This is a genomic window from Actinoallomurus acaciae, from assembly GCF_042429965.1.
GTDB lineage: Bacteria > Actinomycetota > Actinomycetes > Streptosporangiales > Streptosporangiaceae > Actinoallomurus > Actinoallomurus acaciae.
Window position 1 is genome coordinate 17,895 of record NZ_JBHLZP010000026.1, and the last position, 14,644, is coordinate 32,538.

Annotated in this window: 8 protein-coding genes; 5 read left to right on the plus strand and 3 right to left on the minus strand. The window is 71.9% G+C overall.

Annotated elements, in window-relative coordinates; genetic code table 11:
• The first annotated feature begins 208 nt into the window (after positions 1 to 208).
• From ACFFNX_RS05910 to ACFFNX_RS05925, 4 genes are all read left to right on the plus strand, one after another.
• Positions 209 to 985 carry a hypothetical protein gene (locus tag ACFFNX_RS05910; protein ID WP_378196371.1) on the plus strand — a complete coding sequence of 259 codons (777 nt, stop codon included), beginning with the start codon at positions 209 to 211 and terminating at the stop codon, positions 983 to 985.
• A gap of 168 nt (positions 986 to 1,153) precedes the next feature.
• Entirely contained in the window at positions 1,154 to 9,133 is a 7,980-nt protein-coding gene (locus tag ACFFNX_RS05915) for a hypothetical protein (RefSeq protein WP_378196374.1), read from the plus strand.
• Positions 9,134 to 9,468: 335 nt separating this feature from the next.
• Positions 9,469 to 10,140 (plus strand): sigma-70 family RNA polymerase sigma factor, encoded by a 672-nt coding sequence (locus ACFFNX_RS05920; RefSeq protein WP_378196378.1) that lies wholly within the window; start codon positions 9,469 to 9,471, stop codon positions 10,138 to 10,140.
• A gap of 216 nt (positions 10,141 to 10,356) precedes the next feature.
• The gene (locus ACFFNX_RS05925) at positions 10,357 to 11,769 is read left to right on the plus strand and encodes an FAD-binding oxidoreductase (protein WP_378196381.1); all 1,413 of its coding nucleotides are present in this window, start codon (positions 10,357 to 10,359) and stop codon (positions 11,767 to 11,769) included.
• Here the strand turns inward: ACFFNX_RS05925 and ACFFNX_RS05930 are convergent.
• The 3 genes from ACFFNX_RS05930 to ACFFNX_RS05940 are packed head-to-tail and all read right to left on the minus strand — an operon-like array spanning position 11,748 to position 13,573.
• The gene (locus ACFFNX_RS05930) at positions 11,748 to 11,945 is read right to left on the minus strand and encodes a helix-turn-helix domain-containing protein (protein WP_378196383.1); all 198 of its coding nucleotides are present in this window, start codon (positions 11,943 to 11,945) and stop codon (positions 11,748 to 11,750) included. The genes ACFFNX_RS05925 and ACFFNX_RS05930 overlap by 22 nt on opposite strands.
• A gap of 45 nt (positions 11,946 to 11,990) precedes the next feature.
• Positions 11,991 to 12,710, minus strand: a complete 720-nt coding sequence (locus ACFFNX_RS05935) for an SDR family oxidoreductase (protein WP_378196386.1) — start codon at positions 12,708 to 12,710, stop codon at positions 11,991 to 11,993.
• The gene (locus tag ACFFNX_RS05940; RefSeq protein ID WP_378196389.1) at positions 12,707 to 13,573 is read right to left on the minus strand and encodes an alpha/beta fold hydrolase; all 867 of its coding nucleotides are present in this window, start codon (positions 13,571 to 13,573) and stop codon (positions 12,707 to 12,709) included. Before ACFFNX_RS05940 ends, ACFFNX_RS05935 begins: the two co-directional genes overlap by 4 nt.
• A gap of 162 nt (positions 13,574 to 13,735) precedes the next feature.
• On the opposite strand from ACFFNX_RS05940, the gene ACFFNX_RS05945 reads away from it, so the two are divergent.
• Positions 13,736 to 14,644 (plus strand): AAA family ATPase (locus ACFFNX_RS05945; protein WP_378196392.1); only part of this gene is annotated, 909 nt, incomplete at its 3' end.

Genomic DNA, 14,644 nt, shown 5'->3' on the forward strand with positions numbered 1-14,644 from the left:
TTCAAGCGCTCCTCCGCCTCGTCACCGCGTTGATCCCGCGATGGCAGCCTCCCGGCAGCGGTGGGGACGGCGCCGTGTCGACGGCGAAGCGACCTGTTCTGGGCATCGCGGCTGGGACGTTACGCCGACGCGATGGCCGGCGGCACGCGTCAGGCGATGTCGGGGCGGCGGTCGGCGAAACGGGGACGCGGTCCGGGAGGCCGCGAGCATGTACGGCCGTCTCGCGCGGCCCGACCATGCTCCGCTGGTGCGGCTGTCGGTCGACGTCGACCGCGCAGCGTCCGGGCCGCGCGGCATCCAGGTCACGGAGGAGCCGGACCGCGAGCGGATACGCATGGAGCTGCCTGCGCTCCTGGGCGTGCCGCCGGACGCCGGCCGGATGATCCGCCTGGCGGAGACGGTCCCCCGGTCCCCATGGAGGCTGCCCGGCGGCTCGGTGGAGCCGACCGCCGCGTTGACGCGGTCCCGTCCTGCCACGTACCTGGAAGGACCTGCGGGAGGGCGACCCTCGCCACGACGCGCCCGGCTGGAAACCGCGCGATGCCCGGGCCCGCGCACTGCTGACCGCGAAGATCCGTGCCGCGTTCGAACCGGGGTCATCGAGGGCCTCCACGCCCTCCCCTCGGACCGGCACTGGGCGGACGCCCTCTACGCGGCGTACCAGGTGAGCCCGGGTGAGGCCGTCCTCGGGCCGTCGCGTGCGGGGGGCGCGGAGCCGGGGACGACGGTGGTGATCGCCCGGCACGCGACCGGATACGAGGTCGAGCTCACGCTGACCGGGGACCGGATCCGGAGCGCGGAGATCAGGCGTCCCGAGGAGCCCGCGGCCGGGGTGCGCGCCGCTCCGCGACACCGCGCCGCTCCGCGACACCGCGTCCACCGTGGGCCGTATGTGCCCGAGAACGCCTGGCTGAAGTCGTCGCGAAGCGACGACGCATGTGTCGAGGTCGCCGTCTGTGGAGATTCATCGAGAAGATCGAGGTGAGTGCCGATGTGGCGCACGTCGACGTGGAGTGGCGCGGGAGGCGGTTCCGCCTGCGTCCAGGCCCTCCTGATCGAGGATCGCCGCACGGCCGATCGCCTCTCGGGGACATCCACATCTCGGGACACCGGGGAAGGGCCGGGGGCGGACCGGACCGCCCGGCCCTGGCTGATGCCGACGCGGTCGGCGGGGGAGCCCGGTCACGACGCGGCCGGCCGATCCGCACGGGCGTCCCTCTCCGCACTGGAGTCCCTGGCGAAGACGCTCGCCGCGAACAGGCGCGGCGACCGGGTCGAGACGTCACTGCGGCTCGCCGCCGGTCTCCTGCCGGTGCCGGATTCGCGGGCGCTCCTCGACCTGGCAACAGATCTTGACACGGCCCCGTGGAGCGCCGCGACCTCGTGGCGTGCCGTGGCCGAGGAGGTGCCCGGCGCGGCCGTGGTCGCGTACCACGACCGCGACGGGAAGCGGCACGCGGTGACGCTCGTACGGACGGCGGCGGGCCTGCACATGTTCGACCCGAGCGCCGGCGGCACGTACCTGGTCACCAGGGTCCCGGCCGACCTGCGTCCCCTCGACGACCGCATGCCCCCGCTCAGGGAGGCGCGAGTGGTGACCTTCACACCGGACGGGACCACGCTGGAGGCACCGGAACCCGCGAGCGCGGACCGGCCACCCCGCATGCGCGTCGAGGACGTGCTCGACCGCACGCACCTGGTCCGGCGCGAGAACAGCCCGCTGGCGATCCTGCTCCCCGGTGCCCCGATGGAGGGTTCGGCGGAGCGCTTCGCCGCGAGGATGGCCGGCCTGGCGGACATGGTGCCCGAGGGGGGAGTGGCCGTCTTCGGCACCGTACGGGGCGGCCGGGTGATGGCCGGTGACGAGGAGGTCACCGTGGAGGCGATGGCGGCGGCCATCGCCCGGAGCGCGCCTGAGGCCATCCCGTACCTGCTGATCGACGGCGGTGCGGCCGTGGCCGAACCCCTGTCACGGTCGCTGGACCGGCCGGTCCTGGCCACGCCGCACACGGTGGTGCACGGCGTCGGACACGTGACCTCGCGCCGCTCCAGCGGAGCCGCCTCGGACACGCCTCCTCCGGAGGACTGGTTCCGCGTCTTCTACCCGGGCGTGGTCGAGGGAGAGCCGATCGTCGGCGGGCTGTTCTCCGCGTTCCGCGCCGAAGGAGGCGCGCCCGAGCCGGCCGCGACGCCGGTTGAGCCGGACCCGGTGATCCGCTCGATCGGCGTCCCACGCGCCGGGTTGCCGCAGCTGGCCGAGCTGATGCGCCGGATCCGGCAGGAGCTGGACACGGCCGGCGTACGGTACTCCGAGAACGAGCTCGCCCTGCTGCCACACCGGTTCCTGGCCAACTATCCGTACCTCGGCATGAACGACCCGACGGGCGACAGCGGCCTCCAGGTGCCGGTCGGGGACGGCGAGCTGCTGGTCGGCCTCGACGCCACCGACCCGTACGTGCCGCGTGACCCGGCCGGGTCGGCGCCGTCGTCCTCGGACCAGGCCTCCGTGGAGGGGACGAGCCGCGGCGTCGGCACCATCAACTCGGTGTTCGCGACCGGCGCGCACGTTCAGGTGCAGGCCGGGCAGACGAGTGCCACGCGTGGTGCGCTTTCGTTCACCTTCGGGATCGGCGCGACGCCCGGTGTCCTCAACCTCGTCAGGGTCGGCCTCTCGCTCTCCGGCACGGCGAACCAGTCGAACCGGTCGAACACCCACGTCTCCGATGCGGAGGGTGGCCACGTCGAGGACAACCGCAGCGAGATGAGGCTGGTCGCCTACACCGCGCGCTGGTCGTTCAAGGTCCGCCGCGAACCGGATCTGACCTGGGCCGCGACACCCGCTCACCGGCTCGACGCGTCGGCCGGTGAGCGTCTGCTGCTGTGGATCCCCGACCACTACCTCGGCACCGCCGACCCCCGGCAGGTCACCGCGGTCGGAGAGGAGGTCAGGCGCGACAGGCTGCCGTCTTTCTTCTACGCGTCGGGCATGACCGGCCTGCCCCGGCTGTTCGACGAGATCGTGGCCGCGCTGGCCGAGGGGAGGCTCACGCTGCCCCTGGGGAGCGCGATCCGCCAGGAGCTGCTGCAGAAACTGTGGAACCTGAACATGCACCTGGACGCGGCGGTCAACACCGGCGGCGGGTACTGGTTCACCCTGCACGACAACGGGCGGCCGGTGGCGATGGTGCGGGTCAGGTCCAGGCGGCGGGACGGCGCGCCACGAGTGGGCGCGACCAGCGACAAGGCGCACGTGGAGAACGTCCGGACCGCCATCGACGGGTCGAGGGGCAGCCACACCCTCACCAACACCGGCAACGCGACGGTCCCGAGTCTGGAGTTCGATCTGGCGCCGGTCCCGGGAGCGGCCGGCCAGCTCGCCATCAGCACCTACGCGTTGTCCTACACGTCCTCGAACGTCGACGGGATCTCCGCGGGCCGGGTCGGGCTCAACGTGCTGGTGCCGCGGAACACCTCCTACACCAACGGCTACCACATGTCGTTCTCCCACCGGGCGACGGTGACGGTACGCGGCGACGACGAGACGCGCGTGCCACGGACGACGAGGGAGGTCGAGAGCGAGACCCTGGTCCGGATACCCGAGGCGGCCGCGTACGAGCACGGGTTGTCCGTCGACCGGACGGCGCTGAAGGAGCCGCCCGAGCACGGGGGCGAGCGGGAGTACGAGGCGGGAGCCGTCCGCGGCACCGCCGACCCGGCCGGCGATCCGCCTCCCAAGCCCGTGCCGCAGTACGTCGCCGACGGCAAGGGCATCGGGATGGGCCTGGTCATGGTGGACGACGGGACCGTCGAGCAGATCCGCGCGAAGCTCATGCCGGAGCTGCGCGCCCAGGGGTTCCTCCCCGCCCAGGAGGACGATCCGTTCGCGGGCTACACGTGGTCCGGGCACGGCAACACGATCGACAGCCTGATCGACAACGCCGAGAACTTCGACAAGATGGTCTCCAGCCGTGGGCTGGACTCCCACTACGACCAGATCCACCAGAACGGCATGACCTTCACCCTCCGCCGGCGCCGTGGCCGTGCGGGCGTGGACTGGGACATCGACGCGGCGAAGGTCACCATCAGGGCACGCCGGAACGACGCGGGTCCGCCGAGGTTCATCCGCAGCACGGACGAGTTCCACACGGTCAACCTGGCCATGGGGTTCGACAGCGCCGGGCTCTTCGTCAGCCACACGCGGAAGGTCGCCTGGGGGCTGAAGCTCAAGGGGCTGTTCAACCAGCTCAGGACCGCGGTGATGGGTGTGGAGTGGCAGCGGATCAGGGGCGCCGCCGACTCGCTGAACCTCCTCAACAACCGCCCCGAGCTGCTGGAGTACCCGGGGACGGTGGACGAGTTCGAGCTGACCAGCGACTACGAGATCACCGTCGAGTACCAGCACTCCGGTCACCAGGGACGGTTCCTCCGGGGCCGGCGTGACCCCGCCCCGCTGGAGGTTCCCGCGCAGACGGCACGGGCGTACCTGCCGCCGCTGGGTACCGAGGAGGGCCCGGTGTCAGCGGGCCCGACGCCGCGCGAGGTGCTCGAACAGGGCGTCGTCTACTTCCTCGACACGACCGGCGTCGACGAGGCCGTCACCGCGCTGGGGAGGATGACCGACCCGGCCGGTACGGCGTCCTCGGAACGCGACACCTTCACCGGCACGATCGAGATGCGGGCGCACCTGAAGGAGATCCTCCGGGGGGAGTACACCACCGACCGGCCGTTCGAGCCGGGTGTCCTCCGCGACACGTTCGGCGCCGTGGACATCCGGGGCACGCTGGGCCCGACCAGGTTCACCGGCGCCACCACCGACAAGTTCGTGCTCGGCCTGATCAAACTGTGGCTGTCGGAGAGCCAGCTGGCCGACACCAGGGCCGGCGGTCTCAACTGGGACCAGCTCGACGTCGCCGCCGGTGGCAACGTCGGCGACGTCTACCTGAACGCCGAGGCCGACGCGAACCGGCACTGGCAGCGCAACCGGTCCTCGACGAACGGTCGGACGGGCGGCAAGGAGCTGTTGCAGCTCAACTTCAACCGGGTGTACGCGTTCGAGACGACCGTGGACTTCACGGTCGCCAGCCGCCGGGAGAAGCTCACGAAACTCTGGTCCAGCAGCATCGTCAACGAGACCGAGGAGGTGAAGGGCCGCACGCTGGTCTTCCTGCTGCCAGAGCCGGAGGCGCTGCTCCAGTACGCCGAAGGCCGCCTGGAGATCTCCGATCGCCGGCTCAGGGACGCGATGCTCCGCTGGCACACGGGCCGGCTCCCGATGAGCGGTGACCTGGTCGCCAGGATCCTCGTGCGCTGGCGGACGAAAGACCCGGGCCGGCCGCAGGACGTGTGGTTCCGCGGTGAGCTGGCACGCCTGCTGACGCGGGTGCACGCGACCGGTGCGGCCCCGGTCCTGACCGAACAGGCCAGGCAGGACTTCAACCGGGAGTTCGGGTGGGAGCTGCGCGCCCCGGACGACCCCTACCTGCGCCCCCGGACGCCCGCCGACGTCGTCGCCTACGCCGAAGGACGGGGGCGGCTCACCGACGAGCGGCTCGCCGAGGCCCTGGACCGGTGGCGCGACGGCCGGTCATGGCTCAGTGGCGACGTGGTGGCACGGACGCTGATCCGCTGGCGTGACGAGGTGCCCGACCTCGGGCCGGGAGCGCCGACCGACCGTGACGCGCTCGTGCTGCAACTGGCCGGGCTGCACACGGCGGGCGGGACACCGATCTCGTCAGCGGAGGTACGCGACCGGTTCAACGCGGTGTTCGGGCGGCGCCTGGCGAACCCGCGCCGCCCGTACCACCTGATGGAGATGCCGGAGTACCTCACCCGCGAGGATCCGGGCGGCCGGTTCCTGGGGCACTCCGGCGTGTACGAGCTGAAGTACAGCGACGGGCGTACCACCTTCCAGATCGTCAGAGAAGTGGTCGACCGCGTGGCGCCGGGTCTGCTGGCGGCCGACGCGGGGATCTGGGACGGCCGTGGACGGCGGATCGGCCGGATGCAGGGCGGCGTCGACGCGTTGCAGTCGATCCTGGCCGAGGGGCGTGACCAGGCCATGTGGGAGGACGTCCTGTCCCAGGAGGGGTTCTCCCTCTACCTGGTCAACCCCATCGGCTGGATGCTGGCCGACGTGGTCGAGATCAACCTGACCGACCTGCTGACCTCCGCCCCGGAGGTGTACGACCGCCGGTGGAACACCGGCATCGAGGTCTACTCCCACGGCTACATCGGCACGAGCACGGCCCGGTCGCGGGACGGTTCGCAAGCGTGGGTCTTTCCCAAGCTCAACGACGGCAACGCTCATGTCGGCGGCCCGGTCGACATCAGGATGTCCGAGGGCCACCACCGGGGCACGACCCGAGCGGAGAGCGCCGTCAGCGAGCAGACCGTCTACGACTGGGCCGACCACTACGCCGTACGGTTCAGCCACGAGCTGAGGGTGCGGGTCCGCCGGCTGAAGATGCCGGGGCGTGCGCTGAACAACCTGCTGACGTCCCGCTTCGACCAGTGGACGCGCCACAGCGCGGAGGCCGAGGCCACCGCGAGCGGCACGCTGAACCTGGAGGTGCCGCACGCTCTCGCCGAGGCGGGCCTGATCCGTGGCCCGGAGCCGGCCCGCGATCTGGTCCCGCTGCCGAAGCTGCCGGGCAACGCGTACGTCACCGGCGTCGTGCTCGACGGCCTGCTCCCCGTCTCGCGCACGATGCTGGGCTCGATGTTCGGCCCCGCCTGGTACGAGAAGGCCCTGGGCGCCAGGGCGAACGACCCCAAGACGCGTTCGAGCCTGTCGCTGCCGGTGCTGTTGTCGAGGTCTCATCTGACCAACCACATTCGCGCGGCGACGGGCGGAGACCGGTACAAGCTGGCCGACGAGCTGTTCATCCCCGGCAACTCGACGGAACGCGCCGCCCTCTGGCTCCAGGGCGACCTGTTCGACGCGCAGGTCATCGGACGGATGACCGACGGCGGCACCGGCACCGGCCGGTACATCAAGCACCAGAGTGGCACCTCGGTCAACAACGCCTCCGACCACGTACGGGCCACGGCGGAGTACGCCGTCAACGGCACCGACGCGGTCCATTCACCGTCCGCCTCCCACGCGACGACGCTGCCCCAGCGGCCCGACGAGAACTGGGGGACCGGCAACGCGGGCAGCCGGGTCACCTCCGTGGGCCAGAACAGCTCAGGCACCGAGAACTACCGCCGCGAGCAGCACGCCAAGGAGATCGGCCCGACGTTGCTGATCCGGATGCGCGGGAGGTTCCGGCTGGAGGGCCAGAAGGTCCACCGGCATCTGATGCGCCGGGACCACGACGAGGGCGGTCCGGTCCGAAGCGCCCCGGTCACCGGCGACGTGTACGTGGAGATGTTCGAGGCCCAGTACCGGCAACTGCTCGCCGACCAGGCGAAGGGCCGGCGCGAGGCCGAGGCGGGGCTGAGGGAACGCGTGGACCGACGGGCCTGGGCCGGCCTGGCCACAGCGCCGACGTTCGACGTCCACACACTCCTCGGGACCGCCGCACGGCACCGCCACCCCGCCTCCCGCGCCCACCTGGCCGTCGTCACCGAGATCCGCGAGCGGATCGGCGCCGGTCGCCCGCTGGTGCTCACGGTCGGACCGGACGCGACGGTCCGGCACTACCGCAGGATGCTCCGGTGGGCGGTGGCCACCATGCTCACCGACCTGCGGGAGGCGCGCGTACTGGAGCCGGGCCTCGCCACGCCCGCCTCGCTCGGGCTCTACCGGGACCGGCTCAGCCGCGACGACGACGACCTGACCGGCGATCTGCGCCGTCCGGTCGAGGACGAGATCACCGCGATCGTCAACGAGGTCAACCGGGTGCACGGGATGCGCTGGGACAACGAGGACGGCGGCCCGGCGGAGCTGCCGCCGGAGGCGGCGATGTTCGCGCTGGACCCGGTGCGTCTGGCGCGCGACGTCGCGTACGAGCTCGGCGCGCCCGTACGGCTGGACGTCACGCGGCCGGACGGGACCGTCCGGTCCCACTGGGCCGACGAGAGCGGGGGGATCCACACCTTCGACCCGCTCTCCCGCCCACCGGCCGCCGTGCCGATCACCGACCTCGGCGAGGACCCGGACGGCGGTGCCGACGGCGCGGAACGCGCACTCGACGCCGTGATCGAGCGAGCGAGCGCCGCCGAGCCGGCCATGGGCGAGCGGGAGGTTCGCCACGAGCGCCGGCCAGAAGACGCGGCGAGGTCTCCCGTGGCGTCCACCGGGACCGTCCTGACACCACCCGGGATCCTCTCGCGTGCGGTCCGTTACTTCGCCGACGGCGTCCTCGCGGACGCCGTCGGCGAGCTGACCGGCGGGGCCGGCGCGTTCACCGGGACGGCGGGCCCGCACGAAAGACTGCCGGAGATCCTCAACGGCACGTACACCGCAGACGCGCCGACCGGCCCTCTGCGCATCACCGGGTCCCTGGGGCCGTCGGTGTTCGTCCACGCGGCCGCGTACGACGGCGGCAGCGAACAGACTCAACGCGACTTCGACCGTGTGTACACCTACCGCACCACGGTGAAGCTCACCGTGAAAAACCGGGCCCCAGGGACCGCCCGAAGCGTGGAACGCGAGGTGGGCGAACGTCCGATGACCTATGTTCTGCCGGAGCCGGAGGCACTGCGCCAGTACGCCGAGGGCGTCCTGCCGGTCCCCGGGACCCACCTCGCCGACGCGCTGGAGCGATGGCGGCGGGGCCATCGGAGAGGAGAGGCCGCCCTCCGGCTGAGCGGAAACGTGGTCGCCGGGATCCTCGTGCGCTGGGCCACGGAGAACACCGGCCCCGCCGACGCTCACCGCGCCGGCTTCGCCGAGAGCCTGCGCGAGCTGCACGAGAAGCTGCCGGTCCTCGACGCCACGCTCCGGCGGCGCCTCGAGGAGGTCCTTCCCCCCGGGCGGGCGACCGGATCCCCGGCCGGAGCGACGCCTGACCGGCATACGCTCGTAGGCCCGAACGTCTCCTGGCAAACCTCCTCACTGAGCTCCTACGACGCGCGAGGGAACCTCATCCCTGAGGAAGACCGGCGATGCGTGAGCGTCGCCGTCGTCGAGCCTCCGTCCGGAGCGAATGACCGGGACGGCGGGCAAGGTCCTCATCGTCGGCGCTGATCCTGGTGACACCAAGGTTTCGTGAATGCCCGAACGGCCCAGTCCAGCTGCGACACGCCGCACTCCTCGCCGGGGGTTCCTGGCGAAGATCCGCCGGCGTGATTGAACTTTGGAGCCGAGATGCCGGGCCTAATGGACGTAGCCGGGCGAGATGGGCACCACTTACGGTGAACAGGCCCGATTCGGCAGCGCGGTCGGGCGGCATACGTCGTGGTCCGTGTCCTCGTCGCGAGGGACCGGCGGCGCAATCCACGATCACGAAGGAGTCACCGCATGCAGACGGGCCAGGACGGCGGGAGCAAGGGTCGTGCCCGCACCGGTCCGGACGGGCAGAGATGCGGGTAGCGGCGCGGAACACCCCGCTCGCGTCACCGGTCCTGGTCGGCGCGAAGGCGACGCGCGACGCCGAGACGGCGGATGAGGACGACGCCTGGGTGCGGGGACTGACCGCGACCGGGCCCGAACGGGAGCGTACGGTCGCCAGCCTCTACAGGCTGCTGCTGGGGCCGGCGCGCGCGGAGGCGTGCCGGCTCGGCCACACCCTGGGCGTCCGTGGCCCGGAGATCGACGACATCGCCTCCCAGGCCACCGCCGACGCGGTCGTCGCGATCCTCCGGAAGGCATCCGGGTTCCGCGGTGACGCGAGGTTCACGACGTGGGCTCACCGGTTCGTGCTCAACGAGGTGGCGGGCAAGGTCAGCAGGCACTTCTGGCGCAGGCCGGTCACGTCGCTGGAGGCGATGGACCGGCGTGACGAGCCGGCCGCACGTGACCTCCAGCCGGAGATCGTTGTGGAGGTTCGTGACCTGCTCACCGCCGTGGCACGGGTGGTGGACACCGCCCTGACCGAGCGGCAGCGGACGACGTTGCTGGCCACCGCGCTCGACGGCGCTTCCCCGGCCGCGCTCGGCAGCCGGCGGAACGTGCACCGGAACACCGTCTACAAGGTGGTCTTCGACGCACGGAGGAAACTGCGTTCGGCGCTCGCCGCCGAGGGCTATCGCTGACGGAGGAATACGCGACCGCGCCACCTGGGCTCGGCCTCGCTTCACCCTTCGTCCAAAACGCGTTCTGGCGGGCCTGGCAGGCCCTCACCGAGCCACGGCGTCGGCCTGGCCGACGAGCGCGCCGCCCCGCCGGAAAGTGCCGTTAATTCTGCACCTTTAGCCAGCGTCGGCAGAACATCGCCTTTCATGCTATTTCCTCGGATAAATTCATTTCATATGTCTGATGTTGGCAACATTTACACGAATGCACTAGCGCGGGACGATGTCGCGTGGCTCGCCGCCAGGGTCGAGGGCGCGGTCATGCTGCCCAGCGAGGACGGGTATGCGGAGGAGTGCGCCACCTACAACCTGAGTCTCTCCCTGCGGCCCGCCGTCGTCGTGGCCGCGGCCTCGGAGAAGGACGTCGCCGCCGCCGTGACGTTCGCCGCGGAGCGGGGGCTCGCGGTCGCGGTGAAGACCACCGGGCATCAGATCCCGCTCCCCGCGGACGGCGCCGTACTCGTCACCACGCGCCGGATGAAGGGCGTGACCGTGGACGCGGAGCGGCAGACGGTCCGCGTCGAGGCCGGTGCCCTCTGGCAGGAGGTGGTCGACGCCGCCGCGCGAGAGGGACTCGCGCCACTGTGCGGCTCGGCCCCCGGCGTCGGGGTGGCGGGCTACGTCCTGGGCGGCGGGCAGAGCCCGGTTCTGGGGCGGAGCCGAGGGTTCGCCGCCGACCACGTACGGTCCCTGGAGGTCGTCACGGCGAACGGCGAGATGCTCACCGTGGACGCCGGCAACGAGCCGGACCTGTTCTGGGCGTTGCGCGGGGGCAAGGGGAACTTCGCCGTCGTGACCAGCCTGGAGCTCGACCTGTTCCCGGTCACCCGCTTCTACGGCGGCGGCCTCTACTTCCCGGGCGAGCGGACCGCCGAGGTGCTGCACGCCTGGCGCACCTGGGTGAGCGACCTGCCTGAGGAGATGACATCGTCCGTCTCGGTGCTGCGGCTACCGCCTGACCCCGCGCTCCCGGAGCCACTGCGCGGGGCGTTCACCGTGCACGTACGCGTCGCCCATCTCGGCCCGGCGGCCGACGCCGAGCGGCTTGTCGCGCCCCTCAGGGCGCTCGGGCCCGTACTGCTGGACACCCTGTCCGACAAGCCCTTCCGCGCGATCGGCGAGATCCACGCCGACCCGGTGGACCCACTCCCGTACTGGGACCGTACGACGATGTTGCGTGAGCTGCCGGCCGAAGCAATCGACGCGCTGGTCGAGGTGGTGGGGCCGGACTCCGGGTGCGCGCTGGCGGCGGTGGAGATCCGGTCGCTGGGAGGCGCGTTCGACCGCCCGCCCGCCGTGCCGAACGCCGTGTCCACGCGTGGGCTGCCGTTCGTGGTGTTCGCCTTCGGCGTGGGCGCCCCCGACCAGGCGATCTCACTGAGGGCGCGGCTGGCGCGGGTCGTTGACGTCCTGCGACCCTGGTCGGCGGAGAGAAAGATGATCAACTTCCTCTCCGCCGACGAGGCGACGACCGCCGACGGCGTCGAGGAGGCGTACGGGCCGGAGCTCTACCGGCGCCTTGCCGAGGTCAAGAAGGCCTACGACCCGGCCAACGTGTTCCGGCTGTTCTACAACATCCCGCCCGGCTGATGTCGGTGACGCTGACGCAGGCTGAACGGGAACAGGCGTGCCACCACCGCCGTGCCCAGCTCACGTTCCAGCGCGGAGATCTGATGGGACAGTGCCGGCTGCGACATGTGCGACGCGGCCACCGCCGTCACCGGCCGGGCCTCCACCAGGCACTCAAGGGCTCGAAGAGCGGCCATCCCATGCCCCGCCCGTCGGTCGTCGATCTCCCCGCGCGGAGGCGGTCAGGTCAGTGGCTCGCCGCCGTCGATGTGCAGCGTCTGGCCGGTGAGGAAGGTGCTGGTCAGAGCGAAGAGAACCGCGTTGGCGACGTCGTGGACCGTACCGATGCGGCGGGCCGGGTTCCGGGCGCTCAGGTCGGCGAAGTACGCGGCCTTGCCGTCCTCGCCGAGCGCGTCCCACGCGCCGGTGTCGATCACGCCCGGCGAGACGGCGTTGACCCGGATCGGCGCCAGTTCCAGGGCCAGCGAGCGTGCCAGCACGTCGGCGGCGCCGTTGGTGATGGCGACGCCGAGCGTCCCGACCGTGATCTTCGTCGCGGCGACGCCGGAGAAGAGCACGATCGACCCGTCGGCGGCCATGCGGGGCGCCAGGTGTTTGGCGAGCATGAGCGGGCCGATCACCTTGGTGTCGAAGGACCGCCTGAGCGCGTCGCGATCCAGGTCGGCGACGCGTCCCCGTGCGCGTGCGGACGCGGTCGAGATCACGTGGTCGACGGTGCCGAGCCGTTCGCCGAGAGCCGCGATGGAGTCCTCGTCGGTGAGGTCGACATGGTCCGTGCGGATCGCGGGCTCACCGGCGTACACCTCGGCAAGGGTCTCGCGGTCGCGGCCGGCGGCGACGACGCGTGCTCCCGCGTCGCGTGCCGCGAGGACGACGGCGCGGGCGATCCCGCCGGCCCGCCCGACGACCAGCACGCTCTGCTCGTACAGCGGGCCGCTCACGCCACTGTCCTGCCGAGGAAGTCCCGGATCAGCTCGGCGACCTGGTCGAGCGCGCTCTCCAGCAGGAAGTGGCCGCCCGGGAGCAGGTGGATCTCGGCATCCGGCAGGTCCTCGGCGAAGGCACGTGCGCCGTCCGGGCCGAAGATCTCATCGCCCTCACCCCACACGGCGAGCATCGGTACCTGCGTCCGGCGGAAGTACTCGTGCAGGCCGGGGTAGAGCGGGGGGTTCGTGGCGTAGTCGAGGAACAGCGCGAGCTGGACGCGGTCGTTGCCCGGCCGGGAGAGCAGGGCGTAGTCGTGGTGCCAGGTGTCGGGGCTGACGAGCGTCTCGTCGGCGACACCGGTCACGTACTGCCAGCGGGTGACGTCCAGCGTGAGCGCCTGGCGGATCGCCGCCTCGGTCTCCGCGGTCTGCTCGGCCTGGTACGCCCACACGGTGCGCCAGAAGTCCTCGACGAAGCCGGCGTCGTAGCCGTTGCCGTTCTGGCTGACGATCGCTGTGATCGCCTCGGGGTCGCGAAGCGCCAGGCGCCAGCCGATCGGCGCCCCGTAGTCCTGGACGTACATCGCGTAGCGGGTGACGCCCAGGTGGGCGAGCAGGCCGGCCGTCAGGTCGGTGAGCGCGTCGAAGGTGTAGTCGAACTCCTCTGCCGCGGGCGCGTCCGACAGGCCGAACCCCAGGTGGTCGGGCGCGATCACGTGGTAGCGGTCGGCGAGCGCCGGGATCAGGCCGCGGAACATGAACGAGCTGGTCGGGAAGCCGTGCAGCAGTACGAGGACCGGGGCGTCGGCCGGCCCCGCCTCCCGGTAGAACAGGCGCCGTCCCTGGACGGTCGCATAACAGTGATGGACGGTGGTCATCGGTGTGTCACTCCATGATCGGGCGCGGGCCCCGTTGCGGGCCGTCACTCTCGGACTACCCGAAGCCTGTGGCCGATCGACGCGCGGCCGTATCCCCCGGTGGCTGGCCACCGGTGGGTAGTGCGACCGGTCATTCGGGCCAAGGCCAATAAAGTGAGCGCCGTGTGGGGGCCCGGAGATCTGCCCGTACGGAGGCGTTCGGCAGAGCTGACCGGTCGCGGTGCCGAGTGCGGGGTGCTCGGCCGGCTCGTCGAGGCCGTGCGCTCGGGAGAGAGCCGGGCGCTGGTCGTGCACGGCGAGCCCGGGGTGGGCAAGACGGCGCTGCTGGACCACGTGGCGGAGCATGCGCCGGGCTGCCGGGTGACGCGCGTCGCGGGCGTGCAGTCGGAGATGGAGCTGGCGTTCGCCGGGTTGCACCAGTTCTGCGTCCTGATGCTGGAGCGGGTCGACGCGCTTCCGGCGCCGCAGCGTGACGCGCTGCGGACCACGTTCGGGATGAGCGCCGGGCCGGCGCCGGACCGGTTCCTGGTCGGTCTCGCCGTCCTCAGCCTGCTGTCCCAGGTCGCCGACGAACAGCCGCTGATCTGCCTGGTCGATGACCGGCAGTGGCTCGACAGCGCGTCGGCGCAGGTCCTCGCGTTCGTGGCCCGCCGGCTGGGGACGGAGTCGGTGGGCCTGATCTTCGCGGCCCGTACGCCGAGCGGTGACCTGGCCGGGATACCGAAGCTGCCCGTCGAGGGGCTGCCGGACGCCGACGCCCGCACGTTGCTGGCCACGGTGCTGGGCGGGCCGATCGACACGCGGGTGCGCGACCAGATCGTGGCCGAGACGCGCGGCAACCCGCTGGCCCTGACCGAACTGCCGCGCGGACTGACACTCCCGGAGGTGGCGGGCGGGTTCGGGCTGCCCGGCCCGGTACCGCTCGCGGGCAGCATCGAGGAGAGCTTCCAGCGGCGCGTGGCCGCCCTCCCGCACCGGACCCGCGCGCTGCTGCTGCTCGCGGCGGCCGACCCGACCGGTGACCCGGCGCTGGTGTGGCGGGCGGCCGTCCGGTTCGGGACCGGAGCCGAG